Origin of the sequence: Tardiphaga sp. 285_C5_N1_2 (assembly GCF_052076065.1) — a bacterium.
Lineage (GTDB): Bacteria > Pseudomonadota > Alphaproteobacteria > Rhizobiales > Xanthobacteraceae > Tardiphaga > Tardiphaga robiniae.
In genome coordinates this window covers 1,456,220-1,481,527 of the sequence record NZ_CP197241.1, presented here as the reverse complement: position 1 = coordinate 1,481,527, position 25,308 = coordinate 1,456,220, and the positions used below count along the sequence as shown (strand labels likewise).

Genomic DNA, 25,308 nt, shown 5'->3' with positions numbered 1-25,308 from the left:
GTCTCTCAGCCCGATGCTCGAAGGAGGACTAGTCGCCCGCCCTGTGTCGAATCTAGATTCCGCGCTCTAAGGATTTGTTAATTAATTTCTTTAATTCCGGCCCTGCTGGATCGGCCTGCCTTCGATCTTGGGCAGTTCGACCGCCGCGGCAGATCGTTCTCCGCCCGAGGCGCGGCGCGCCAGTTCAACGGTGAGGCGTTCAGCGGCCTCCGGCTGCATCAGACCGAGAATGTCGGACATCTTCCGAGGCGCAATCTGCGAGGCGATCTCGAACAGCACCGGCATTTCCAGCCGGTCGAAGATCTTCGCCGCGTCCTTCGGCTTCATGCTTTCATACATGGTGACGATACCCTTGAAGCGGGCGGCGTCGACTTCGCTCTTCTGGTCGTTCGCAGTCTTGATACCGGCTTCGACGCCCTTCAATTCATCGACGCGGGTTTCGATGCGCTTTTCCGCGGCCTTCAGCAGGCTCTCGCGAATGTCGATCTCGCGCGCACGCGCCTCCAGCTCCTGACGGCGCGCTTGCAGCCGTTCGAGGATCGCCCGTTCGGCCGGCGAGATTTGAGGAGACAGTTCGACAGGCGGGTTGCTGGTCGGTTCGATCGCTGCAGGCGCTGCTACCGCGGGCTTCGGCTCTTCCTTCTTGGCTGAGACCGAGCCGGTAATATCGCCGTCCACTGGCTTGCCGCCCGGGAAGTTGAACATCTCCTGCGCCCACGATCCTTTCGTAGGCTGAGGCTGCGGATCATAATTGAACACGTAGCCGCCATCGATCACCAGGCCGGCGATCTTGAGAATCGCCAGCCCGAAAACCGCCACCAAGACGACAGGAAGAATACGAACGTCCCGAAAAGCTTTCATGCAGCGATGCCGTCAGGCCTCCTCCGTTCGGCAAACGCCTGCGCTGCCGCGGCATTGGCCCGCGCTGCGGATACCCGCGGCGCATCAGGGTCGGTTTCGGTGAGCGGTCGTGCCGCCACCGCGATCTTCGATAGCCGGCGCACGACGGCGTCGCTCTCGGCGAGCTGGGCTTTCAGTTGATCGGCCAGCGCCGTTGCCGCCGAAATCTGGCTGCCCAGATTCTCATTGACGTCGCGCACGGTAAGCTTGAGTCCGCCGATCGCACGCTCGGCGATCTCGGTCACGGTGATGAGCTCGCCGATCGTGGCCTTCAACGATTGCTCGTCCGCCTTGAGGCGCTTCAGGCGCTTATTGAGCAACATGCAATAGGCGATGGTCAGGATCAGAAGCACCGCAACCAGGCTCTCGATCACAATTCCTAATGAATGACTCATTGTGCCTCCATCAATTTAGTTTGCTCATCAGCCTTCTCAAACATGGCGAAGGTTGTGTTAGGCTTGCGTAATTGTTTCGTGACTCTAATGGCAACGCGGTCGCCGACACGGCCCATGCGACCTTCAGTCAAGGTCACGGCTCCGCAACGCACGGCAACAAGGGCATCCGCACGCATTTCCAGCGGCAGCGTATCGCCCACTTTGAGAAGCATCAGCTGCTTCAACGGGATCTCCGCCTCATACAGCACGGCGTCGACGGCGATCTCGGCCTGAGCAATTTCAGTGGCGAGATGGCTTTCCCAGATCGGATCACGGCCGAATTTTTCGCCCATGAACATCTGCATGAGCACGGCGCGGATCGGCTCGATCGTCGCATAGGGCAGCAGCAATTCGATATTGCCGCCGCGATCTTCCATGTCGATATGCAGGCGCACCAGGATTGCGGCATTGGCTGGACGGCTGATGGCGGCAAAGCGCGGATTGGTCTCAAGCCGGTCGATGGTGAAAGCCACGGGCGACAGTGGCCGGAACGCCTGTTCTGCGTCGGCCAGCACGACTTCGATCAGGCGCTTCACCAGATTGGTTTCGATGGTGGTATAGGGACGGCCCTCGATGCGCAGCGAGGCCTGACCACGACGGCCGCCGAGCAGCACGTCGATCATCGAATAGATCAGGCTGGAATCGACGGTAGCGAGGCCAAAATTCTCCCACTCCTCTGCCTTGAACACGCACAGCACGGCTGGCAGCGGAATCGAATTCATATAGTCGCCGAAACGCACCGAAGTGATGCGATCGAGCGAGACTTCGACGTTGTCGGAGGTGAAATTGCGCAGGCTCGTGGTCATCAACCGCACCAGACGGTCGAACACGATTTCGAGCATCGGCAGACGCTCATACGACACCATCGAGGAATCGATGATGGCGCGAATGCCGGAATTCTCGTCGAGATGAACCTCGTTGACGCTGAAGCCGAGGAGGTTGTCGATTTCTTCCTGCGAGAGAACGCGCTCGCCGCCGTTCTTGCCGCCGCCGATATCGCGACCGCCATCCTCGACCATGGCGGCCCATTGCTCCGCCATGGTGCCGGTGAGTTCGTTTTCGGCAGCCGCTTTCGCCGCCTCAACGGGATCCTCTGAATCCAGAGAAGCTTCCCATTCGGCGGCAATTGCGTCCTGATCGACCTGTTCGGTAGACATCAGCCTAAATCCAATTCCTCACTGAATGAGGATTTCCTTGAACAGTACAGCGTTCACGTGATGAGGAGAGATCGCGGCATTGACGCGCCGCGTCAGCTCTTCCTTCAGCCGGAACATGCCAACGGAGCCGTTCAGATCGGTGGTGCGCAGTTCGCGCAGGTAAACCTGGAACATGTCGGTGATACGCGGCATCGACGGCGTGATCTGCGCCACGAGCGGCGCTTCCTTCACCTCGAGCACGATCTTGGCCTTGAGATATTGCACGCGCTCGCCGGGCTGACCGGCAAGGTTCACCAAAATCTCCGGCACATCGATGAAGGCGAGCGGCTTCGCAGCCGGCGCCGCCTCTTTCTTCTCCTCCTTGGGGTGCCCCTTCAGGAAGAACCAGCCGCCGCCGCCCGCTGCAAGAACCAGCACGCCCACGACGATTGCGATCAGCTTGAATTTACTCTTGGGAGCTGTCGCCTCGTCCCCGGTCGGGGTGCTTTCTGAAGTTTCCGTATCCGCCATCGCCTGCCCGTCCGGGGTTGGGATGAGCTCGATGCTGCAAAGCAGGCTTTAAAGACGCGATACAAATGCTGCCAGCGCCCAAGGCCCTGTGTGATCGTGACGCTAGGTCGCAATGGTTAACGGAATCTTTCTTTTGACGCTCAACTAGGAAAATTCTGCCGGCAAATATGGTCAACAAGACCTTTCTGCCGCCCGTTTTCGCGCCTCGAAAACTACCAACAAGTTGAAAAATATCAGCTTTTTGACTTGGCACGGCTTTCGCTACTCACCTTAGCGAACCGCGGCTTGGGAGAGCTGTGCGGTTTACGGGATCCGCGGCGAGCTTGGGAGAGCGATCCGCGCGAACTTAGGGGAGAACCACCGATGGAGAATATGCTTCTCGTCGGACTGTCGCGGCAGATGACGCTTCGGCGTCAGATGGACGTCGTGGCGAACAACATTGCGAACATCAACACGAGCGGCTTCAAGGCCGAGCGGACGATTTTCGAGGAATATCTGAGCCCGGCCGCCCGCGAAGACAACTTCGTCGGCCGCGACCGCCGCGTGTCCTTCGTGCAGGACCGCGCCACGATGCATGATTTCACCGGCGGCGCGACCGAGCAGACCAAGAATCCGCTGGATGTCGCCATCGACGGCAACGCCTTCCTCGCGGTGCAGACCCCGAACGGCGAGCGCTACACCCGCGACGGCGGCATGCAGATCAATTCGCAGGGCCAGCTCGTGACAGCGTCGGGCGCACCGGTGCTCGGCGCCAATGGCCCGATCGTGTTCCAGCAGACCGACCACGACATCAACATCTCGCAAGACGGCACGGTCACGGTGCTCGAAGGCATCAACCGCATCGACTCCGTGCGCGGCAAGATCCGCATGGTCAATTTCGCGCAGCCCCAGCGGCTGGTGAAGGAAGGCTCCAACCTGTTCTCGGCCGGTCCCGGCGCCAATCCGCAGCCTTCCACCACGTCGAAGCTCAATCAGGGCTTCATCGAGAAGTCGAACGTCAGCTCGGTCGTCGAAATGACCCGGATGATCGACGTCACCCGCGCCTACACCGAGCTGTCCAACATGCTGCAGTCGCAAGGCGACGCGCGGCGCTCCGCCATCGAAAAACTTGCCGACGTTCCGGCTTAAGGAATCTGACCCATGCGCGCTCTTTACACTGCAGCGACCGGGATGGCGGCCCAGGAACTCAACGTCCAGGTCATCTCGAACAATATCGCCAACATGCGCACGACCGGCTTCAAGAAGCAGCGCGCCGCATTCCAGGACCTCATCTACGATCACGTTCGCCGCGTCGGTGCGCAAGCATCGGATCAGGGCACAGTCATTCCGGTCGGCGTCGATATCGGCGGCGGCGTGAAGACCGTCGGCACTCCGCGCATGATGACCCAGGGCACGCTGTCGGCAACCGGCGGCGATCTCGATATCGCGGTCCGCGGCGAAGGCTTCTTCAAGATCCAGCTCACCGATGGCACCTTCGCCTATACCCGCGATGGTACGTTTTCCACTGACCAGCAGGGCCGCATCGTCAACCCGCAGGGCAACCTTCTGCAGCCAACGATCTCGATTCCCCAGGCGTCGTCGCAACTCTCGATCAATGCGCAGGGCCAGGTCTCGGTCATCGTGCCGGGCTCGACGACCCCGACCGTTCTCGGCCAGATCAGCCTCACCCGCTTCATCAACAAGGCCGGTCTCAATTCGATCGGTGACAACCTGTTCACCGAAACACCTGCCTCCGGCCCACCGCAGGACGGCGTCGCCAATGCCGACGGCTTCGGCGACATGCAGCAGCGCAACCTCGAAATGGCCAACGTCGAAGTGGTCACCGAAATCTCGGACCTGATCGCCGCGCAGCGCGCCTATGAGATGAACGCCAAGGTCATCAGCGCTGCCGACCAGATGCTGCAATCCACCGCCGGCATGTTCCGCTGAGGAGAATGATCATGACATCAGCCATGCGTTCGCTTCTCCTCGCCACCGCCCTGCTCGCTGCAGCGGCCACTGCTGCGCTCGGCCAAGCGCAGCGCGACGAGGTCATCGCATCGCCAACGCTGCGCGCCAACGTCACGGTCTCCAGCGACGTGGTGCGGATTGGCGATGTCATCGACAATGCCGGCCCCACCGCGCAGATCGCAATCTATCGGGCGCCCGATCTCGGCACCGTCGGCACGCTATCGACCGCGCAGGTCATCGCGGCGTTGCGGCAGCATCAGGTGATCGGCGTCGATACACGCGAGCTCAAGTCCATTACCGTGACACGGCTGTCGCGCAGCATCGAGAGCAAGGATATAGAGAACCAGGTCGCGCAAGCGCTGGAGAACCGCCACGGCCTTGGTGCCGCCGCCAATCTCAGCCTCACTTTCGACCGCGAAGTCCAGGGCCTGCAGCTCGACGCCAGCAATACCGGCGCGTTGCAGCCCGTCGCGGCCCGGTTCGACGCGCGCAGCGGCCGTTTCGACGTCACCTTTGCGATCGGCAACGACGCCAACGTGTCTGCCACCAAGCTGCGTTTCACCGGCATTGCCGTTGAGACCGTGGAAGCGGCGGTGCTGGTCCGCGGCGTCGAACGCAATGAAGTGCTGAAATCTTCCGATGTTGTTGTCGAGCGTCGCCCGAAAGCCGAAGTCGGTAACGATGGCGTAACGCGCGACCGCGCCGTGGGCATGCAGAGCCGCCGCCAACTGCGCGCCGGTCAGGCAATCCGCAATGCCGACCTCGCCAAGCCAGACTTGGTCACCCGCGATCAGGCAGTAACGCTGATCTACGAAACTGCCGGCCTCTATCTCACGCTGCGCGGCAAGGCCATCGAAGGCGGCACCGAAGGCGACGTGGTCAATGTGATCAACCTGCAGTCCAAGCGCACCGTCTCCGGCGTCGTGGTCGGTCGCGGCCAGGTCGCCGTCTCCGCTCCATCGCCGCGTCTCCCCGCGCAAGTCGAAACTCCCGCGCCAACTCTTGCTCCAACCCGCGAGTCTCTCCCGTCCGAAAAAATCTCCCAGGCCAGACCTCCCCTGACCGACTCTCCCGCTGCCACCTCTCCCGTCGCGCTTGCTGCCAACGACCACGTGCCTGTTTCTCGAAAAGCTGAGTAAAGTTGATGTTCCAGTTCCATCGTCCCTTCGCCACCGGCGCTACGCTTCTGACGGTCGGCCTTGCTGCCAGCGGCTGTTCATCGATCGACCGCCTCGCGTCCATCGGCGAGAAACCGGCGCTCACGGCGATAGAAAACCCAACGACACAGCCTGGCTACAAGCCGGTGCAGATGCCGATGCCGAAGCCGGAGGTCGCGTCCTACAACGCCAACTCGCTATGGCGCAGCGGATCGCGCGCCTTCTTCAAGGATCAGCGCGCACGCCAGATCGGCGACATTCTCACGGTCACCGTGAACTTCACCGACAAGGCCAATATCGCCAACGAGACCCAGCGCAGCCGCACCAATACGGAAAACTCGGGGATCACCGACTTTGCGGGCAGCAAGCTGCTGACAGGTTCGGCCGCCTCGGTCCTGCCCGGCCGTCTGCTGACGGCTGACGGATCGTCGTCGAGCGACGGCAAAGGATCGGTGGCGCGGCAGGAAGCGTTGCAGACCAGCGTTGCCGCAGTGGTCACGCAATTGCTGCCGAACGGCAACCTCGTGGTTGAGGGCAAGCAGGAAATCCGCGTCAACTACGAAATCCGCGAACTGATCGTAGCCGGCATCGTGCGCCCGGAAGACATTCAGAGCGACAACACCATCGACAGCGCCAAGATCGCCCAAGCCCGCATCGCCTATGGCGGCCGCGGTCAGATTTCGGATGTCCAGCAGCCGCGCTACGGCCAGCAAGTGATGGACGTGCTGCTGCCCTTCTAACGTTACGAGCTCCCACATCTCATCGTGCTCCCACGCGATGAGGTGTTCACGCGCGGCCTTCCGTCAGCTCCCCTGGCGGAAGGCCGTCGTCGTTCTGGACGGACTCGAAACGCGGCGCAATCATTCGTCAGCTCTTGAAATCCACCTCGACGCTGCCAAGGCCGAGCAATTCCATTCGGACGTGATCTCCGGCATTGAGCCACGCCGTCTGCACCAGGCTGCCAGTGAGGACGAATTCTCCGGCCAGCAACACCTTGCCGCTAGCTGCGAGATGGTTGGCCAACCATGCCAGTGCGTGATGCGGATGGCCGAGTACATCGGCGCCAGTGCCGCGCCCCACTTCGACGCCGTTGATGACAGCACGGCCGATCACCGACACAAGGTCCGGCAACCTTGCGCGCGCGACCGGCGCGCCAAGTACGCATCCTGCTGCAAAGAAATCATCCGCGATCAGTGTCGGCGCATCCATACTGCGCCAGTCTGCATAACGATCATCGACGATCTCGATGGCGGGATAGTACGCCTCGATCGAGGATGCGATCGTCTCCGCAGTGAACGGGTCATCGGACGGCACAGCATCACGTCCAAGGCGGACTGCAATTTCGCACTCGACGCCAACATGGACATAGTTGCCATAGCGGAGAGATGCTCCGGTGGCGTGCACGCCGCTCATATAGAGGCCGCCCGCGCAGGGATGCGGGATGCCGAGATATTGCTGCATCACCGGGCTCGTGCAGCCGATCTTGTGACCGACCTGCGTGCCGAAATCCGGCGCCAGCAAATCATGCAATGCATCCTGTACCCAATACCCCTCGGTTTCGTCACGTAAGACCGCTTCTGGCGGCAACACCGACAACGGCGAGCGGTTGCGGCGTGCGTAAGCAAGTATCTCCGCAATCGCCAGAGCTTTGTCCATTGGAGGTCCCTTCGCCTGTCGGACGGCTAATGCCGAGACACAGGCAAAACGGGTACCGATCGCCATCAGGCTTTGCAACCTGACGCGACGTCGATGAATAATATCGACACGATATCTATGCGGCGCCCATCAAGATCTTGAAGCTCAGCCGAAGACCCTGGTCAGGTCTTCATGAAGCCGACGCATCCCCGCAGGCCCGGTGAAGATCTCCTTCACCTCGGCCAGAGCCTCCGTCGTCAGGACATCTTCAGAACGCCGGCCCTGCGCAGCAGTCGCAAGGATGCGCGAGGCGATCGCGGCCTGATTGCACGAGGTGCGGTGCTGCTCCGGCACCCTTGCGACGACCTTTTGAAGAACATTCCGCATCAGCGCGATCGTATCGGGATCATAAGAGGCAGGCGCAGCCATTGTTCATCCTCCCGTTTTTTTTGTAGATCCAGCCTACGTCCTATCGGCGAATGATGACGTTCATATTCCCGTGTTTAAGAATGTCGCTGTGTTGCAGTGCAGTCGTCGCAGATCCCTGCACTGCACAGCATGCGTGGTTGCCAACCGGAACACCGAAATAAAAAACGGCCGCCCGATGGGCGGCCGTTTGGTATCGGAAAGACTATTCGTCGCGATAAACCTTTTCGCGCTTCTCGTGGCGCTCCTGGGCTTCCACGGAGAGTGTTGCGATCGGGCGGGCTTCAAGCCGCTTGAGCGAGATCGGCTCGCCGGTCTCCTCGCAATAGCCGTAGGTATTATCCTCGATGCGCAGCAGCGCGGCGTCGATCTTGGAGATCAGCTTGCGCTGCCGGTCGCGCGCGCGCAGTTCGATCGCGCGGTCGGTTTCCGACGATGCCCGGTCGGCGAGGTCGGGGTGATTGACGTTCTCCTCCTGCAAAGCCTGCAGGGTGAGTTTCGATTCACGGAGGATTTCTTCCTTCCAGGCCAGCAATTTCGCGCGGAAATAGTCGCGCTGCCGGTCGTTCATGAAAGGCTCTTTTTCGGAGGGGCGATAGCTTTTCAACTTGTCCAAGGCCAATCCATCTATGCGTGCAAGGCGCCGGAAATGACCGGCCGCGCCGCAGCTTATATAGCGACGTCATGTGACAGACAATAACGTCAGGATACCTCCAGAACGGCCATCCACCGCCGGGTTTCAGGACCGGAACCGTGCTGCTGCAGCACGCGGCCCCCTCGGTCCGGTCTTTGGTCAAAGGGCTGTGTGAAGGGCTAGACGGTACTTTGTGCGGCTCCAGCCGGACTTGGGCCGCCTCCGGGCGGATCAGACCTGGCCGGCCTTGGCCAGCTCAACTTCGACCCGGAGCTCGATCTCGGAGAGCACGGCGTCCAGACCGGGTTCGCCGGATGATTCCTTGAGGTTGGCTGCCGCACTGCGCAACCGCGCCACCATGGCCGGATTGATCGAGCCCGTGAGCAGGCCGATCTTGAGTTCATCGAGGACATCGAGCGCGCCACGGCCGCGCTTCACAGAGCGCTTGCGACGCTCCATGGGATCTTCGACGCTCTGCATGGCCAGAAGCGCATCGATGCTGTTGGCCGCCCGAGGCGCTACGGTCGGTTTGGTCTCGGAGGTCGGTGTCGCATCAGGCAACGAAAACCCGGTCGAACTGGTTTTCTTCGCTCCTGACGACGGGGCTCCGAATGTAGTGCCGTTCGGTCCGTAAATGCGCATCGGCGTGTCCAGCAAGGGTAATGGCCGATCCCGGCCCACGGCGGCTTGCCGTTCGCTCAGTACCATCGCGAGCGTAAACGGACCTCCATCCGGAAAGGTCGTCTTTTATGGTTAATCAATCGTAAACGGCCCGGCAAAATCTGCCGCAGGCGGCACTTTCGCCGGAGCGCAAGCCGCTTGTCCAGCCCCAGAGCCTTTATCATTCACATTATAAATCAACGTCTTATACCGATTTAGAACGCTGGCACGGCACTCGCATAGTGAAGGCTGGATCGTCGTCATGGGAGTGGCGAGCGGTCCAGTGAAGACCTCAGCGGGGAGCAGAGGATGCCGAGCCTACCTTCGATCCGATTCTGTCAGACGGCCTGTACGGTGCTGCTCGTGCTGCTCGTGCAGGCGGTGTCGGCACATGCGACGTCGCGGATCAAGGATCTCGCCAATATCGAAGGCGTCCGGCAGAACCAGCTGATCGGCTACGGCCTCGTGGTCGGCCTCAACGGCACCGGCGACACCCTCAACAACATCCCGTTCACCCGCCAGTCGCTGCAGGCGATGCTGGAACGCATGGGCGTCAACATTCGTGGCCAGACGCTGCGCACCGGCAACGTGGCCGCCGTCATGGTGACCGGCAACCTGCCCGCCTTCGGCACCCAGGGCACCCGCATGGACGTCACCGTCTCGGCGCTTGGCGATGCCAAGAACCTGACCGGCGGCACCCTGCTGGTCACCCCCCTGCTCGGCGCCGACGGCAACGTCTACGCCGTCGCCCAGGGCTCCCTCGCCATCAATGGCTTTGCCGCCGAAGGCGCTGCCGCCAGCATCACCCGCGGCGTGCCGACCGTTGGCCGCATCGCCAATGGCGCCATCATCGAGCGCGAGATCGAATTCGCGCTGAACCGCCTGCCCAATGTGCGCCTCGCTTTGCGCAACCCCGACTTCACCACGGCCAAGCGCATTGCCGCCGCCGTCAACGACTTCCTGGGATCCAAGACCGCCGAACCGATCGATCCTTCCACCGTGCAGCTGTCGATCCCGCCGGAGTTCAAGGGCAACGTTGTCGCGCTGCTCACCGAGATCGAGCAGCTGCAGGTCGAACCGGATCTGGCCGCCAAGATCATCATCGACGAACGCTCCGGCATCATCGTGATGGGCCGCGACGTGCGCGTCGCCACCGTCGCGGTGGCGCAAGGCAATCTCACCGTGACGATTTCGGAGAGCGCCAATGTCAGCCAGCCCAATGCATTCTCCAACGGCCGCACTGTCGTCACGCCAAGCACACGTGTCGGCGTGACCGAAGACGGCAAGAAATTCGCTCTCGTGAAAGACGGCGTTTCGCTGCAGCAGCTCGTCGACGGCCTCAACGGACTCGGCATCGGCCCGCGCGACCTGATCGGCATCCTGCAGGCCATCAAGGCCGCGGGCGCCATCCAGGCCGACATCGAGGTGATGTGATGAACGTCAACACCGCTGTCGCCGCCTATCAGGCCAAACACCCGACCATCAACGGCCGCCCCGATCAGAACCTGATCGATGCGCTGCAGAAAGTATCGCCGCAAGCTCAGGCCAAGACGCGCAAGCAGTCCGAAGATTTCGAGGCGATGTTCATCAACACGATGTTCTCGCAGATGACATCGGGCATCAAGGGTGAAGGCCCGTTCGGCGATACCACCGGCACCGGCGCATGGCGCTCGATGCTGACAGACGAATATTCGAAGTCCTTCGCCAAGGCCGGCGGCGTCGGCATCTCCAACGAAGTCTTTCGTTCACTCATCATCCAGCAAGCCAATCGCGCCAGCTGATCGCAGAGGACACCGCCATGAACAATGCGCAACGCCAGCAAGCCGCCCCGATCGCCGCACCGCGTTCGGTCGCCACGCTGATGGAAGCCCGCCAGCTCGCCGACGAACTCATGAAGGTGATGAACGAGCTCCTCGCCATCATCGAACAGGAGACGGCGCTGGTCCGCAACGGCCATATCCGCGAGGCCATCAAGCTCGAAGCTCCGAAGGCGGACATTTCGCGTCGTTACATTGCGATGATCTCGCTGCTCAAGATCAGCCAGACATATCTCGCGCAGACGACGCCCGACCTGCTCTCGGCCTTGCGCAAACACCATGACGTGTTCCGCGCGATGCTGCAGGTCAATCTGACCGTGCTCGCCACCGCGCATGCAGTATCGGAAGGTATCGTCCGCGGCGTCAATGCCGAGGTTCAGAAGCGTAATATTCCGCAGACCTATACGGCGGCCGGTCGGCAGGCTCAGCCGGGCCGGGTCAACATGACGCCCATTGTCGTCAGCCGGTCACTTTGATCGTATAATTGGTCATGCGACCGTGGGCGCGTTTGATGCGCCGCGGCATTGCTATCTTTTAACTTAAATTGCAGCGCGCAAGTAAGCACCGGATTCAGCCGTTCGGTGCATAATGTCGGTTGGGAACGGGTCGGGATTTATCGAATGGAGCCAGGAGGGCTGCCATGGGTGCCGACTTCAATATCAAACCGGTGGGGGCACCGGTTGCCACACCGGTCATCAGACCCGCACCAGAAGCGGTGCGCGAAGCCGTGCCTACGCAACTCCCCCCGGACAAGACCGTGTCAGCAGCGCCCCGTGTACTGCAGCCGAACATTTCTGCGGCGAACTACCAGCAGATGGACAGCGAACGCATCTCCAAGGAAGTCATCATCGACAAGGGCGCAGGCGAGATCGTCTTCGTATCTGTGGACAAGAAGTCCAATCAGGTGATCGATCAGTATCCCGAGGAATCGCGACTGCGCTCCCGCGCCTATCTGCGCGCCATGGACACGCTCAACCAGGACGCAAAGCTGCAGAATCGACGTATGGAGACGGATCGCAGGATCTAATGCGCTGATCAGACGTCGCGCGTTGCAAAGGCCGTATCGAGATAGGTGCCACCGGTAGCGGCGTCGGTCACGACGTTCTTGATCGTCGCCTTGTTGTTGGCCGTCATCTGGAACTTGGTGTCGCCCACGCGAAACGAGTTATCCTTGATCAGGACCTGCTGATACTTCACGGTCCCCTCGCTCTGATACTTCACCTGCGCGCGGAAGCCTTCGACCTGCGAAATCGCGACCTCGAACTTCTTTCCATTAGCGTAGGTGCCCTGCCAACTGCCTTTGTAGGCGTCGGCATCCACCGCCACATACTTGCCTGCCGTGACCGGCGTGGTGGTCTTGTAAGCCGTTGCAAGAATGCTGAGTGCGTCTGCCATCGTGCCTCGTCGCACGCGGCTTCGAATCGCCGCGCCTATCAGGCGCCATTAGGCCGCGCCAACCATTAAGCTAAAGTTACAGTGTCGACACGCTCACGGGCGACCGGACAGTCCCGCCGCAATATTGCGGTTGATGTCGATGAGCGCTTGCAGATGTTCCACCTGGCGGACCTGCTGAAGCGCGGTGCACTGCGTCAGAACAAAAATGCCGATATTGGCGATATTCTGCCGGATCTCGATCGATTCCGGATTCTGATCATTCATGGCATCGCCGACGAAGATGGACCAGAGCTTGCGATTGAACAGAAGAGCGTCGTCGAGACCAGCATCGGTATGGTCCCAATTTTCCACGACGTCCTGCAACTTGCGCGCTGCTTTCAGAAGGGCCTGGGCTTCGATGTCTCTCGGTGTCGCCGTGGTCTGCGCAGTACGCGCGTAAGCTTGAGCACCGATCGACATTCGCTACCTCAAAAACTCTTCTTCCCGCTTGATTAGCGGACGCAATTCCTTGAGTGCTTTGTAAAGCGCGCCGCTTAAAATAAGCTTACTGACGTCCTCGATCGTTTCACGAAAACTCGGAACCGCTTCAATCAATTCCTTGATGAAACCGAGATATAGCTCCTGATAGGCTGGGATATCGTTTTCCAGATACATCATCTGTACGCAGAGATAGACGCGTTTGACCGGCGTCGTTGCAGTCTCCGCCGTGAGGATGTCCTTTTCACGCATGATCGGCGCATCGCCATCAATCAGGAACGCCGTGCGCGTATCGGAATTGGTGATCACGCTCTGACCGATGATGATTCGCTCACCCGGCTTCAGTTCGACTCGCAAAGGCATTCAGCTCTCCTTCCCCGCAGCGGCCGTGAGGCCACATGCAAAGCCAACGGTATCTGGTGCCACATTTCGGGCGGGCATGACTATCCAGGAACCCTGAAAATACGCCTGCGATTCGAATAATACCAGCGTTCAGCGACCGGCGTCTTCAGTCTGGGGAAAGCCAGGATGCCGGGCGACGCGCCGCTGACTACCCCGACCAACGAAAAACGGCGGGATTTCTCCCGCCGTTCGGTAATCTTGGTGCGACCGCCAGACTTACTGGAGCAGCTTGAGCACGCTCTGCTGCGACTGGTTGGCCAGCGCCAGCGCGGACACCGCGATCGACTGCCGGGTCGACAGTGCCTGGCTGTTCGCGGCTTCCTCATTGGTGTCGGCCAGCGTCAGGTTGGACGAACCGGTCTGCAGCACGTTGATCAGGTTCTTGGCGAACTCCTGACGGATCTGCACGATCGACAGGTTGGAGCCGAGCGCCGAGGCCTGCGCGCGGAGAACCGAGCTGGAGATGTTGAGCGCAGCCAGCGTGTTGTTCGCCGAGGTATTGTCGAGGAAGTCCGCGCCCTTGGCGAGCTTGCTGAGACCCAGACCTGCCGGCGTCAGGGTCGTGCCGGCGATGTTGAGCGTCGACTTGCCGGTCTCGTTGAACACCAGCTTGAGCTGATCGCCACCGAGCAGGTTGATGCCGTTGAACGAGGCATCCTGCGACGTGGTCGTGATCTGATCGATGATGTTGTTGTACTGCGCAACGAGATTGGCGCGCGAGGTCTGCGACGCGAAGTCCTGAACCGGAGTGCTCGGCACCAGGCCATTGAACAGCTTGCCGACGGCCGCGGCTGTGCCGCCAATGGCGCCGATGGTCGACGAGGCCGCATCGTTGGACGTCTGGATGGTCATGAAGCCGGCGGGATCGATGACGGCTTGCAGGTTGTTCGGCGCCAGCGCGGCGTTGAGCTGCGCCAGGGTAGAGACCTGGCCGCTCGCGGTACCGAAGGTGATGTTCGTCGCGGTGCTCGACGGATTGGTCGCCGCAATCGTCAGCGTCAGCGCCGGCGGACCACCCAGGGCGGTCGGACCTGAGGTCCGCGCCTGGGTCACCGACGTACCCAGGCCGAGCCCGGCGAGTGCGGCGGTGTTCGAGCTCGTGATCGACAGATCGGAAGCCGCACCCGTGTGCAGCGTGATCGCGCCGATGGGCGCTGCCGCGTTGACTGCAGAGCCCGCACCACCCGACAGCGCATCGATCTTGCCCAGCAGCGTAGCGACGGTGTCCGTGATGTTGATTTCGTTGGCGCCCGACGCGCCCGAAGCTCTGAAGGTCAGGCTCTGACCGTTGACGGTGATGGTGTCGTTCGCCGCGAAGCTGGTAGCAATCGAGTCGGTGGCGGCAAGACCCGACAGCAGCGTGGCGCCGGTGATGGCAGCGGCATTCTTGTTGTTCGCGACAGTGCCGACATAGGTGTTGTCGGTCTTCGTGGATGTACCCAGCAGGTTGTCGGCGGTCGCACCGGGATTGATCGGCGTCGTGAACGACGACTTGGCGTTATAGCCGACCGGAATCTGCAGCGCCTGGTTGGCGATCGATTTCGCGGTATCGACCAGCTTCTGCAGCGAGGTGATGCCGGTGTTGGCCGCCTGCAACACCTGCACGCCGTTGCCGATGCCATCGAGCAGGCTGTTGATGTCGCCGGCGCGGCTGTCGAGCCCTGCTGCCGTGAAGAAGTTCGTGGGGTTGTCGAGCGCGGTGTTGACCTTCTTGCCGGTCGCAAGACGGTTCTGCGTCGTGGACAAGAGGTCCGCGGTCGACTGCAACGACAGCAGGTTCTGGCGAACCGAAGCCGATAGAACGATGCCTGACATATGGAAACCTTCCTGTTCCCCGCGCAGTCGACCTTCAGGTCGCGCAAGCGCATGGTGCATCTGACGAGACCCGTCTCGCCGCGATGCTGTCGGTTGAATTTGACGCCCTTCTGGAAGAGGAATCTCGGTCCGCCTTGCGGCAATGCCCGGATTAACGCGGCCGATTCTCGGCCTACCTTCTTCCTACTCAGGCCGAATATGACCGACGACCATTTAAGATATGGTTAACAGCGGATTAAGGCTTTCGTAAAACTGTCCCAAAACGGCAAAGGCCCGGAAAGCTTGAGCTTTCCGGGCCTTTGCGACGATCGGACAACGAAAAACGGCGGGGCTTTCTGCCCCGCCGCCTTCTGTTTCGACTAGTCCGCTGAAGTTTAGCGGAGCAGCTGGAGAACGCCCTGCTGCGACTGGTTCGCCAGCGACAGCGCGGAGACGGCGATCGACTGACGGGTCGACAGCGCCTGGCTGTTGGCGGCTTCCTCGTTGGTGTCGGCGAGCGTGAGGCTCGACGCACCGGTCTGCAGCACGTTGATCATCTGCTTCGAGAAGTCCTGACGCATCTGCACGACCGACAGGTTCGAACCGAAGGCCGAAGCCTGCGAACGAAGCTTGGAGCTGGCGTTGTTCAAACCGGTCAGCAGCTTGTTGGTGGCAGCATTGTCGAGGAAGTCAGTGCCCTTGGTCAGCGACGCCAGGCCGAGGCCCGACGGATCGAAGGTCACGCCCGTGATGCTCAGCTTGGACTTGCCGGTCTCGTTGAAGGTGAGAGCCAGCGTGTCGCCGTTGAGCAGGTTGACGCCGTTGAAGGATGCGTCAGCCGCAGTCGTCTTGATCTGATCGATCACCGTGTTGTACTGGGCAACCAGGCCAGCACGGGTGTTCTGCGCGTTGACGTCGGCAACCGGACCGCTCAGCGACAGAGCGGCGCCGAACAGCTTGCCAGAAGCAGCAGCCGTACCGGAGAAGATGCTCGTACCCTTCGTGAAGTCGAACGAGGCCTCGTCGTTGGTCGTGGTGATGGTCAGCTTGCCGGTCTTGTCGTCGATCGATGCCTGCAGGTTGCTGTCAGCCAGCTTCTTGTTCAGGTCGTCGAGCGTCTTGACCTGTCCTGCGCCGGTGCCGAAAGTGATCGTCTGAGCAGCGCTGCCATCGAGAGCACCGATCTTCAGGGTTTCGCCAACGTGGGAGCTCGTCGCCGCCGTCGTTCCAGCGGTGAGACCCAGCTTGGCCAGAACAGAGGCACTACCGCCCAGAACGATGCTGTCCGTGCCGTTGGCGCCAGTGAGTGTAACCTTGCTGGCGGTGATGGAAGCGGCTGCAGAGCCGCCACCGAGTGCCGTCTTGATGGCATCGGTCATATCGGTCGAGGTAGCAGGAGCGGTTGCAGTGGTGTTCAGAAGGATCGAGCCATCGGTATCGGTCGTGTTGGCATTGACGGTGGTGCCGAGCGCCACAACCTTGATGGTCGTTCCATTAACACTGAAAGAGTCGCCAGCAACGAAGCTACCGCCGGTCGCACCAGTAAGAGCCCCGCCGGTAGCGAGCGTACCAGCAGCTGAACCGGTGAGCGTTGCTGCCACGTCGGGCGTGCCGAGCAGATTGTCAGCGGTCGCGCCGGTAATCGTCGCAGTAGCCTGGGACTTGGTCGAATAGCCCGAGGTCGCCTGCAGCGCCTGGTTGGCAATCGACTTGGCGGAGTCAACGAGCTTCTGCAGCGAGGTGATGCCGGTATTGGCAGCCTGCAGGATCTGCACGCCGTTGCCGATACCATCGAGCAGGTTGTTGATGTCGCCAGCGCGGTTGTTCAGGCCCTGCGCGGTGAAGAAGTTGGTGGGATTGTCGAGCGCCGAGTTGACCTTGTTGCCGGTCGCGAGGCGGTTCTGGGTGGTGGAGAGAAGATCCGCGGTCGACTGCAGCGAGAGCAGGTTCTGACGAACGGAAGCCGAGAGTGTAATGCCGGACATGTTTGGTTACCTTCCTGGTAGACACAACGAACGACCTTCTTGGTCGGTATCGGGAAGATGACGCTGAGGTTCTAAAATTGCGTAAAGGGAACTGCGCGGATTCGATGCTCCTTATGCGTGTATTTAATTACCTATACCCGCCCTGAAAATGACAAAGCCCAACTCGTGAAAGTCGGGCTTTGTCATTTGTTATCAGTGCTTTTTGTGTAGCTGGGAGGTTGGCCTCCCGGACTTTGGCGAGGTGGCCAAAACCCGGCGAAGTTGTAAACACGAAGCAACCCGTTAAAGAAACTTAACCAAGCTCATCTGATAAAGATTTGACGTTGTCTGATACGAGGCCTGCAAAGCGGTCTGCAGCGCCAGAATTTTGGTCGCGACCTCGTCGTCATTGATGCCCTCGATGGAGTCGAGCATCGTCTGGGCCATCGCCTTGGTCTGAACCTGACGATCCGTGGTCGACTTGATCGACGCCTGCGCTCCGGCGAAGTCGGCCTGGATGTCCTGAATCGTCTGCTGACCGGGGATATTCGCCAGGTTTTGCGCCACGCGCTGGTTCAGCGCCGCGATCTGCGCATTGGCGCTCTTTGCATAGGTCGCATTGCTGAGTTGTGCCGGATCGACGGCCACGGCCGCGAACACCGCGACGGTCTGCAGTTGCGCGCGCAGGGCCTGCTCGTCGGCACGCGCGCCATATTGCACCTTGATCGATGTATCGACCTGGGAGACTGCCGATCCGCGGGCCGAGCCGTTGGCGGCCGTGTTCTGCTCGCCCTGATACCAGATCACGGTATTGTCGGCCGTGCCGGCAACGAGCGTGGTCGCAGAGCCGAGCGGCGTCGAGCCGACGCGCAGCGGCGGCTGGTCGAAGAAATTGTCGCCGGCCTCGATCGCGGACGCCGCCACCATCGGCCCGTTGGCGAGATCCTTCATGGCCGTGCCGAGCACGGCATTGAGATTCGCTGCGGTGACCGTCGATGACGGCGCCACCGGCGGAACGGCGTTCGGCTGACCGGGATCGATCAGGAACGAATTGGCCGGCAGCGGCGTCTGGTCCGACGCCGTCAGGACGATGTCTTCCTTCGTGCCATCCGGCATCGTGAAAGTGAACTTCACCTGATCGCCGACATTCGGGTTGGTCGCCCCGAGATCGATCGACATCGATTTCTGCACGGGCGTTGCCGGCGGCGTCGGCGGAACGGTCGCGGGCAGATCGACCGGCTGGGTAACCGTCGCACCGGCAATCGTGGTGGACACACCCGTGACCTTCATGCCGAACGGCTGCGCTGCAGCCGGCGGGGCCGGCGTCGCATCCTCTTCGGAAATCACCACCGAGGTCACAGGGGTTCCGACTGCGCTGCCAACGCGCCCGTTTGCGTTGACGCCGAGATCGGCCGTCTTGCGCTCGGCGATCACCTGCTTGAGGCCGGCGACGAGCGCACCATTGCCGTTCATGATCTGGTCGGCGGGAGCAACGGGCGCCGTATCGGTGGCGCGGCCGGAGAACAGGTAGCGGTCGCCCGACCGCGCATTCAGCATATCGACGGAATCGAAGAAGCCGAGCGAAGCCGTCTTCTGCCCTGGCGTCTGACCGGTATTGTCGAAATTGCCGCCAGCGCTGACCGCGGCGCCTTTCACATCCGACCCGATGGCCACCAGCCGCTGCAGCGACAGATTTGCCACGCCGATGCGCGTGTTCAGATTGACGGCAGTATCGGCATAGGCCGCAACATTGCTGATCTGCGCGCGCAGCGCGATCGCGAGACTGCGACCGCTGCCCTGCCCTGCATAGGTGTTGGAAATCTTGCCGCTCGACAGCTGCTGCGTCAGCGTATCGAGCTGATCGCGCAGACTGGTAATTCCGGATCCGATATAGGATGTGCGTGAGCCGACACCGCTGATCGTCATGATTACCTCAGAATGCCTGCATCAGGGTTTTGTACAATTCGTTGACCGTCGACATCACGCGCGCATTGGCCGAATAGGCGTTCTGCAACGACAGCAGATGCGCCATCTCGTCATCCATATTCACGCCGGACGCGTCTGCCATCTTCTTGTCGAGTGTATTGAGAACGACGTTCTGGCCATCCGCGAGTTGCTTGGCGGAATCCGCCGCAGCGCCCTGTTGCCCGACGAACTGGCGCATATAGCTCGACAGCGTCCCCTTGAACGGTGCCGTATCACTGCCCGTTCCCGTCGCCGGCGAATAAGTGAAACTGGCATTGTTCAACTGGTTGAGCAGGAGGGCCGACCGCGTCGTGTCGCCTGCTGCCGTCGATCCGCTATAGACCACCAGCTTGGAGGGGTCGGCGACGATCGCATTGTTGATCGTCAGCCGGCCGGCGAGACCGGCCATCTGCGAACCGTTCTTGCTGATGCCACCGCTATAGGCGGCGCCGTTGTCAGTGAACAACGCCAGCTCCGGGCTGCCGTTGCTTAGATCAGTGGGACCTTGCGTAACCGTCACCGACGCCGCATTGATGTTGGCGAATGCGGGATTGTTGACGACGGTGAGCGCGCCAGCCGTGCCGGAGAACGTAGCCTGGCCGCCAAGCGCCGCGTTCAACTGATTCAGAACCGAGCCGAAGCCCGAAGAAAAATCGAGGCCGATGACGGTATCATTCGGATTGGTTGTTGCCGTGTTCGGCAGCGGCAGCACGCTGGGATCATCGACCCGCATGAACGAAATTTCGCGCTGCGTGTTGGTCGCCGTATCCGTATACGTGAAGTGAATAACATTGCCCGGCTTCATTTGCGATACGTCGAGCGTGAAGCCGGTCGGCGTTCCCGGCGGCAGCGTCGTCGGCGGCACCGTCGGTGCCGGGAACACGCTTCCCGCCGTCGTCTTGTCCGAGAGCGCGCTCGAGATCGATGCTGCGAACTGATCAAGCTGGTTCTGCGCCTCGACAAGCGTCTTGTCGCGAAGTTCGGTATATGCGGCGATCGTGCCCGACTTGATAGCACCGGCAGCAGTCAGGTCGATCGATCCGCCGTTCGGAAACTCGATCACCACCGAGCCGAGATTGCTCTTGCTGGGATCCGCGCTCCACGTCGTGCCAGCCGATACCGTACCCTGGGCATTGAACGCCAGAGTCGCCGCTTCGTTGCCCACCAGCTGCACACCGGAACCGGTGAAGATGGTGACCTGATTGGCACCATTGGTGGTGACGCGGATATCCATCAGCTGCGACAGCTGCGTGACGTATTGATCGCGCTGATCGAGCAGCGCGGCGGTGTTGGAATCCGTCGATGTTCCGCCTTGCGGATTGGCCGTCAACTGATTGTTGATCTTGGCAATCTGCTTCATCAGAGTGTTGGCGGTCGTCACGGAATCCTTGATGCCGCTTTCCGCCGCGCTGCGCAGGCTCTGAATGCCCTGCGTCATCGAATTCAATTGTTGCGCGAGTGTTTGCGCGGCGTTGAGCACGCCGATCCGCGCCGACTGACTGTCCGCGCTCGTTGACAGCGCCTGCACTGCTGTCGTCAGGGCATTGAAGGAATATTCGAGCGAGCCGACTGAACCAGGATCGCCATAGAGGCTCTGCATCTGCTGCAGGAAGCTCGAACGGAGCGAGGCATAGCCCGCGCCCGACGTTTCGGTGCGGAGCTGCGCCTGGATATACTGATCGAGTTCGCGATTGACGCCGACGGTGCGGACGCTGCTGCCGTTGCCGGAATTGACTGCGACCTGATCCGTCGACTTGCGAATGTAGCCAGGCGTTTCCGCATTGGCCACATTCGAGGAGACCAGCGACATCGCGGCCTGATTGGCGCGCAGGCCGGACATGGCGATGGAGAGTGCGTCGTTCAGACTCATAACTAACTGTCGCTCTCAAGGTTCACGCGGGAAGAAGGCCGCAGATGCGGCCTTGCGATTAACGCATCACGTTCAGCAGATCCTGAACCATGGTGTTGGTGGTCGTGATCACCTTGGTATTGGCCGAATAGGCCTGCTGGGTGACGATGAGCTTGGTGAATTCATCGGCGATGTCGGTGTTCGACGATTCCAGCGACGAGCCGGAAATGCTGCCACCCTTGCCGTACAGCGCCTCGCCGGATTCGTTGGTCGTCTCGAACGCGCCGCCATCGATGCGCTTGAGGAAGTTGGCACCGTTGAAGGTGGCAATGCTGACTTCGGCAAGATCGATGTTGCGGCCGTTGGAGTAGCTGCCGACCACGCGTCCTTCATTGCTGACCGATACGCTCTGGAGCTGACCCGCAGCGTAGCCGTCCTGCTCGAGCTGATTGACCTGGACGTTGCCGTTGGTGTCGGCGAATTGCGTGAGACCGCCCGTGCCGAACGCCATGGTGACATTGCCAAGGCTCTTGCCGCTGACGGTCAGGCCGGTCAGCGTGATCTGGCCGACAACGGGCTGCATCTGGCCGTTCGGGCCGAACTTGAAGTCGGTGCCGACATTCTGCCAGGCAGGGCTTGCACCCGTGGCCGCTGGATCGGTCTGGTAGAACAGGTTCCAGGTATCCGTTCCGCCCTGCGTGGCGGACTCGACCTTCGCCCACCTGAATTGCAGGCTGACCGGTGCACCGTTGCCGTCATAGACCGTCTTGGCGCCACCGCTGATCGATTCATCCAGGAAGGTCTGGGAGTCACTGCCGATCACGACGCCGGTGCCCGCCGTGCCGCCGCCCGAACGAAGGCCGGTAACGGTGCCGGTGAAACCCAGGGCCTGGAATGCGGCGACCGCCGTGGTCGTCGAACCTGCCGCCAGCGTAAAGTCGTTCGCCGTACCGGAGTTCAACGTGATCACGCCGGTGGCGGACACGCTCGATAGCGGCGACGCATTGCCGGTCGCGGTGTCAATGGCGGTGAGCACGTCGCCGACATCGGCCGTGTCGATAGGGATAAAGGTCGTGCCTGGCACGGCTGCAGGAGCAACGGCGCCCGTGTAGAACGAAAGCGTCTTGGTCGTGGTGACACCGGCACTGGTGGTCTTCAGCACGAGCGTATCGCCGTTGGCAAAGCCGACCGGCAGCGTATCGCTGCCGGATACGGGCGCGAGTTTGGTATTCGCAGAGATCGGCGCCGGCGTCGTCGCGAAATTGTTGCGCGCGTTGCCGGGAACAGCCGTATTCCCGAAAGGCGTTGCCGCAGTGCCCAGCACGCGCGGGTTCGACACGAAGTCGGCCGATCGCAGCAATTCGGAACCAGGCACCGACGTCTGATGCTTGGTGGTCAACGGATAGCTGGCGAGGTTGGCGCGGTAGTCGATCTTGGTGGTGGCCTGCGACGGCAGGAAGTCATTCTGGAAGCGCAGCACTTCCGGCGTGCTGCCGGCCGGGTTGCCGGTCGAGGGATCGATCTTGACGCCCTGCAGATAGTAGCCGGCGCCGTTGACGAGATAGCCGTTCTTGTCGAGCGAGAAGTCGCCGCGACGGGTGTATTTGTTGACGCCGTCAAAGATCGGCGTGGAGTCGGAGACGTTGCCTGGCTTCTGCACCGCAAAGAAGCCGTCGCCGTTAATGGCCATGTAAGTCGCAACCGAAGACGACTGCACCGAACCCGCGATGGTGTTGGTGCTGCGCGATTGCGCCGTCACGCTGCCGGCCACCTGTGCGGATGTGCCGGCATCGGGAATGAGGTCGAGGAAGCTGGTATCGATCCGCTTGAAGGCGGTGGTTTGCGAGTTCGCGATGTTGCCGGAAATGTTTTCCAGCGCATAGGAGTTCGCCCGCAGGCCCGCAACGGACGTGGTGAGAGCGCCGAAGATACCCATTACATCGTCTCCAACTTCGATCCGGGCGGCCCGCCGGATGGTGCCAAATTCACAGCCGCTGTCGGAGGAGATGTCGCAAGCCCCGTGCCAAGGGGATAAATTCAACGAATTCAATGCACTAAACAAAGAACCCCGATCCATGGACCGGGGCACAATTGCCTAGCAGGGAAATAATTGCCGGATCGGCGCCTGATTTCGCCGGGTTCTGCGTAGTTGCTCAGGTCGCCGACGGCGCGGCCGGTTTGAAGATCATCGCGAAGCCGTCCATGCAGTAGCGCAGGCCGGTCGGCTTCGGGCCGTCATCGAAGACGTGACCAAGATGGCCACCGCAGCGACGGCAATGGATCTCGGTGCGGACCATGCCGAGCGTCGAATCCTTGCGCTCGCCCACGGCATTCTGCAGTGGCTGCCAGAAGCTCGGCCAGCCGGTGCCGCTCTCGAACTTGGTCTCCGACGAGAACAGCGGATTGTCGCAGCCGGCGCAGGCGAAGGTGCCCTTGCGCTTTTCCTTGTTCAGCGGGCTCGAATACGGCCGCTCGGTGCCTTCCTTGCGCAGGATCTCGTATTGCTGCGGCGTCAGTTGCTTGCGCCATTCCTCATCGGTCTTCATGACTTCGAACTTCTCGTCCGAGGCAGCCCGCGCCGGCGAAGCCGTCAGCCATTTCAGCGACAGCAATCCTCCCAGGCCAGCAGCGGTCGTCAACAGAAAGCGGCGGTCGATCATGGTTGGTCTCCCTGACAATCGAGACAATCATCTCGTTCGCTTGAAATACGGGCGGACGAGCCGGAAGTTACACGCCGGTTCCGAAATATTACTCACGTTTTGTTGCGCGGGAACCGAGCGGATCGCCTAACCCGGCCGCGGGCCTCGCGTTCCCGCGCGCAGATTGGCCTCGGCCAGCCGCGCCTCGCGGATTCGCTCCCGTGCCCCGGCCCGTTCGCGGTACCGCGCCAGCGTGCCGGCCAGCGCCGAGCCCTGCCGCTCCCATAGCCCGACCACGTAACCGACGGCCCGCCCGGTCGTGCCACCAGCCCAGACCAGTTCGAACGGCGCGAATAGCTTGAAGCGATCGTCATAGGCATACATGCCACGGGCGATCAGTTGCCCGGCCATGGCCGTCGTGTTCAGGCCCCGATGGCTGAAGCCACTGGCGACCCACAATCCCTGACGCAGTTGCCCGATCTGCGGCATGCCGTGCACAGTCTGGCCGAGCGCGCCGCCGAAGGTCTCGGCCATGGCAACCTTGCCCAGCGCCGGAAACACGGTGCGGATGCGGCGCGCGATGGCGCCGGCATAGCGCTCCGGCTGCCCGGCCCATGTCGTTTCCGGGCTCGACCACATCAGCCGATCGCCATCGACAATACGGAAATGGTCGACGCCGTCGCTATCACTCACCGAGCCCTGAAATGTCACCGCTTCGGCGAGCCGCTCGCCGAGCGGCTCGGTGATGCCTGCATAGCGCCACACCGGCAACAGCGTGTCCGACAGCTTTTGGGCAGGCGCACCGAGATGGATATTGCCGGCCAGCACGATGTGTGTGGCACGCATTCGCGCTGACGGCGTTACGATACGCTTGCGGATGCCGCCGGCATCGATGCTGACCACCGGCGTGTCCTCGAAAATCCGCACACCGGCCTGTTTTGCCAGTGCTGCGAGACCCAGCAGATATTTGCGGCCATCGATCTGGAACGCCTTCGGATAGTGCACGCCGTGAAAGTAGCGTTTGGTTTTCAGCACATCGCGGACGCGGTCGATCTGCCAGCCGTCCACTTCAGTATCGAAATCTTCGCCGAGCATCTGCAGGCGTGCGATCAGGTGATCGCCGACATCAACATTGGAGACTTCCAGCGCCCCCTCGGACAGGCCGAGACCGGGGATCAGGTCGTCTGATGCCTGGGTCCGGACATACTCTGCGCCCTGCTTCGACAGCGCCCACAACTCACGAGCGTCCTCCAGGCCAACACGCGCAATCAGATCGGCGAGCGGCAGGCCAAAGCCCGGCATCACGGTTCCCAGCTGGTTGCCGGACGCGTTCCAGCCGACATAGCGCCCTTCGAGCACCGCGACGCTTGCACCCAGACGCGCCGCTTCGAGCGCGATGCTGAGCCCGGCGAGCCCGGCCCCGACCACGCAGACATCGACATCGAGGCTGAAGGTCAGCCGCGCGCGGTCGGCGTCAGCGACCTCAGGTCCAAATGTCACGCTTGCGGAAGGGGCGGTCATAACGTTTTCTTACGGACAGGTG

General features: G+C 61.4%; 26 protein-coding genes. 8 read left to right on the top strand and 18 right to left on the bottom strand.

What is annotated here, in order from left to right; genetic code table 11:
• Window positions 1-90: 90 nt before the first annotated feature.
• From AB7951_RS06935 to fliL, 4 genes are read right to left on the bottom strand one after another with little or no spacing between them, the layout of a single operon-like run.
• The gene (locus AB7951_RS06935; RefSeq protein WP_089265175.1) at window positions 91-861 is read right to left on the bottom strand and encodes a MotE family protein; all 771 of its coding nucleotides are present in this window, start codon (window positions 859-861) and stop codon (window positions 91-93) included.
• The gene (locus AB7951_RS06930) at window positions 858-1,295 is read right to left on the bottom strand and encodes a DUF6468 domain-containing protein (protein ID WP_089265176.1); all 438 of its coding nucleotides are present in this window, start codon (window positions 1,293-1,295) and stop codon (window positions 858-860) included. The genes AB7951_RS06935 and AB7951_RS06930 overlap by 4 nt, the downstream gene beginning before the upstream one ends.
• Entirely contained in the window at window positions 1,292-2,491 is a 1,200-nt protein-coding gene (gene fliM, locus AB7951_RS06925) for a flagellar motor switch protein FliM (protein ID WP_410001823.1), read from the bottom strand. Before fliM ends, AB7951_RS06930 begins: the two co-directional genes overlap by 4 nt.
• Window positions 2,492-2,509: 18 nt before the next feature.
• Window positions 2,510-3,001, bottom strand: coding sequence for a flagellar basal body-associated protein FliL (fliL, locus tag AB7951_RS06920; RefSeq protein ID WP_120291370.1), 492 nt, complete (start codon window positions 2,999-3,001; stop codon window positions 2,510-2,512).
• 363 nt (window positions 3,002-3,364) lie between these two features.
• Here fliL and flgF point away from each other — a divergent pair, with 363 nt between their 5' ends.
• The 4 genes from flgF to flgH are packed head-to-tail and all read left to right on the top strand — an operon-like array spanning window position 3,365 to window position 6,848.
• Window positions 3,365-4,129, top strand: coding sequence for a flagellar basal-body rod protein FlgF (gene flgF, locus AB7951_RS06915; protein ID WP_089265179.1), 765 nt, complete (start codon window positions 3,365-3,367; stop codon window positions 4,127-4,129).
• Window positions 4,130-4,141: 12 nt separating this feature from the next.
• Window positions 4,142-4,930, top strand: a complete 789-nt coding sequence (gene flgG, locus AB7951_RS06910; RefSeq protein ID WP_089265180.1) for a flagellar basal-body rod protein FlgG — start codon at window positions 4,142-4,144, stop codon at window positions 4,928-4,930.
• A gap of 5 nt (window positions 4,931-4,935) precedes the next feature.
• Complete coding sequence (flgA, locus tag AB7951_RS06905; RefSeq protein WP_120291372.1) at window positions 4,936-6,090, top strand: flagellar basal body P-ring formation chaperone FlgA; 1,155 nt, start codon at window positions 4,936-4,938, stop codon at window positions 6,088-6,090.
• A gap of 5 nt (window positions 6,091-6,095) precedes the next feature.
• A complete protein-coding gene (gene flgH, locus AB7951_RS06900; RefSeq protein ID WP_120291875.1) occupies window positions 6,096-6,848 on the top strand; it encodes a flagellar basal body L-ring protein FlgH in 753 nt (250 codons plus the stop codon).
• Between the two features lie 127 nt (window positions 6,849-6,975).
• Here flgH and AB7951_RS06895 read toward each other — a convergent pair whose 3' ends face one another.
• The 4 genes from AB7951_RS06895 to AB7951_RS06880 form a co-directional block, all read right to left on the bottom strand.
• Window positions 6,976-7,764, bottom strand: a complete 789-nt coding sequence (locus AB7951_RS06895; RefSeq protein WP_120291374.1) for a fumarylacetoacetate hydrolase family protein — start codon at window positions 7,762-7,764, stop codon at window positions 6,976-6,978.
• Between the two features lie 144 nt (window positions 7,765-7,908).
• Complete coding sequence (locus AB7951_RS06890; RefSeq protein ID WP_120291376.1) at window positions 7,909-8,172, bottom strand: hypothetical protein; 264 nt, start codon at window positions 8,170-8,172, stop codon at window positions 7,909-7,911.
• A 202-nt stretch (window positions 8,173-8,374) separates the two neighbouring features.
• Window positions 8,375-8,785: an RNA polymerase-binding protein DksA gene (dksA, locus tag AB7951_RS06885; RefSeq protein ID WP_068735634.1), complete on the bottom strand. Its 411-nt coding sequence runs from the start codon at window positions 8,783-8,785 to the stop codon at window positions 8,375-8,377.
• 249 nt (window positions 8,786-9,034) lie between these two features.
• Complete coding sequence (locus AB7951_RS06880; RefSeq protein ID WP_089265694.1) at window positions 9,035-9,445, bottom strand: flagellar assembly protein FliX; 411 nt, start codon at window positions 9,443-9,445, stop codon at window positions 9,035-9,037.
• A gap of 327 nt (window positions 9,446-9,772) precedes the next feature.
• On the opposite strand from AB7951_RS06880, the gene flgI reads away from it, so the two are divergent.
• From flgI to AB7951_RS06860, 4 genes are all read left to right on the top strand, one after another.
• The gene (gene flgI / locus AB7951_RS06875; RefSeq protein ID WP_439089871.1) at window positions 9,773-10,897 is read left to right on the top strand and encodes a flagellar basal body P-ring protein FlgI; all 1,125 of its coding nucleotides are present in this window, start codon (window positions 9,773-9,775) and stop codon (window positions 10,895-10,897) included.
• Entirely contained in the window at window positions 10,897-11,244 is a 348-nt protein-coding gene (flgJ, locus tag AB7951_RS06870; protein WP_089265185.1) for a flagellar assembly peptidoglycan hydrolase FlgJ, read from the top strand. The genes flgI and flgJ overlap by 1 nt, the downstream gene beginning before the upstream one ends.
• Window positions 11,245-11,261: 17 nt before the next feature.
• The gene (locus AB7951_RS06865) at window positions 11,262-11,756 is read left to right on the top strand and encodes a hypothetical protein (protein ID WP_439061806.1); all 495 of its coding nucleotides are present in this window, start codon (window positions 11,262-11,264) and stop codon (window positions 11,754-11,756) included.
• 164 nt (window positions 11,757-11,920) lie between these two features.
• Window positions 11,921-12,307, top strand: coding sequence for a hypothetical protein (locus AB7951_RS06860; protein ID WP_175366561.1), 387 nt, complete (start codon window positions 11,921-11,923; stop codon window positions 12,305-12,307).
• Between the two features lie 8 nt (window positions 12,308-12,315).
• Here AB7951_RS06860 and AB7951_RS06855 read toward each other — a convergent pair whose 3' ends face one another.
• The 10 genes from AB7951_RS06855 to AB7951_RS06810 form a co-directional block, all read right to left on the bottom strand.
• Entirely contained in the window at window positions 12,316-12,675 is a 360-nt protein-coding gene (locus AB7951_RS06855) for a hypothetical protein (RefSeq protein ID WP_175366562.1), read from the bottom strand.
• Between the two features lie 93 nt (window positions 12,676-12,768).
• Window positions 12,769-13,134: a flagellar biosynthesis regulator FlaF gene (flaF, locus tag AB7951_RS06850; protein ID WP_068735623.1), complete on the bottom strand. Its 366-nt coding sequence runs from the start codon at window positions 13,132-13,134 to the stop codon at window positions 12,769-12,771.
• A 3-nt stretch (window positions 13,135-13,137) separates the two neighbouring features.
• Window positions 13,138-13,515, bottom strand: coding sequence for a flagellar biosynthesis repressor FlbT (flbT, locus tag AB7951_RS06845; RefSeq protein WP_089265190.1), 378 nt, complete (start codon window positions 13,513-13,515; stop codon window positions 13,138-13,140).
• Between the two features lie 255 nt (window positions 13,516-13,770).
• Window positions 13,771-15,369, bottom strand: a complete 1,599-nt coding sequence (locus tag AB7951_RS06840) for a flagellin N-terminal helical domain-containing protein (protein WP_175366563.1) — start codon at window positions 15,367-15,369, stop codon at window positions 13,771-13,773.
• 374 nt (window positions 15,370-15,743) lie between these two features.
• Window positions 15,744-17,333, bottom strand: coding sequence for a flagellin N-terminal helical domain-containing protein (locus AB7951_RS06835; protein WP_175366564.1), 1,590 nt, complete (start codon window positions 17,331-17,333; stop codon window positions 15,744-15,746).
• A gap of 282 nt (window positions 17,334-17,615) precedes the next feature.
• Window positions 17,616-19,238: a flagellar biosynthesis protein FlgL gene (locus tag AB7951_RS06830; protein WP_439066829.1), complete on the bottom strand. Its 1,623-nt coding sequence runs from the start codon at window positions 19,236-19,238 to the stop codon at window positions 17,616-17,618.
• A 7-nt stretch (window positions 19,239-19,245) separates the two neighbouring features.
• Window positions 19,246-21,147 (bottom strand): flagellar hook-associated protein FlgK, encoded by a 1,902-nt coding sequence (gene flgK, locus AB7951_RS06825; RefSeq protein WP_120291382.1) that lies wholly within the window; start codon window positions 21,145-21,147, stop codon window positions 19,246-19,248.
• A 58-nt stretch (window positions 21,148-21,205) separates the two neighbouring features.
• Window positions 21,206-23,062 (bottom strand): flagellar hook-basal body complex protein, encoded by a 1,857-nt coding sequence (locus tag AB7951_RS06820; RefSeq protein WP_120291384.1) that lies wholly within the window; start codon window positions 23,060-23,062, stop codon window positions 21,206-21,208.
• 217 nt (window positions 23,063-23,279) lie between these two features.
• A complete protein-coding gene (gene msrB / locus AB7951_RS06815; protein ID WP_120291386.1) occupies window positions 23,280-23,786 on the bottom strand; it encodes a peptide-methionine (R)-S-oxide reductase MsrB in 507 nt (168 codons plus the stop codon).
• Window positions 23,787-23,912: 126 nt separating this feature from the next.
• Window positions 23,913-25,286 (bottom strand): NAD(P)/FAD-dependent oxidoreductase, encoded by a 1,374-nt coding sequence (locus AB7951_RS06810; protein ID WP_120291388.1) that lies wholly within the window; start codon window positions 25,284-25,286, stop codon window positions 23,913-23,915.
• Window positions 25,287-25,308 lie beyond the last annotated feature (22 nt).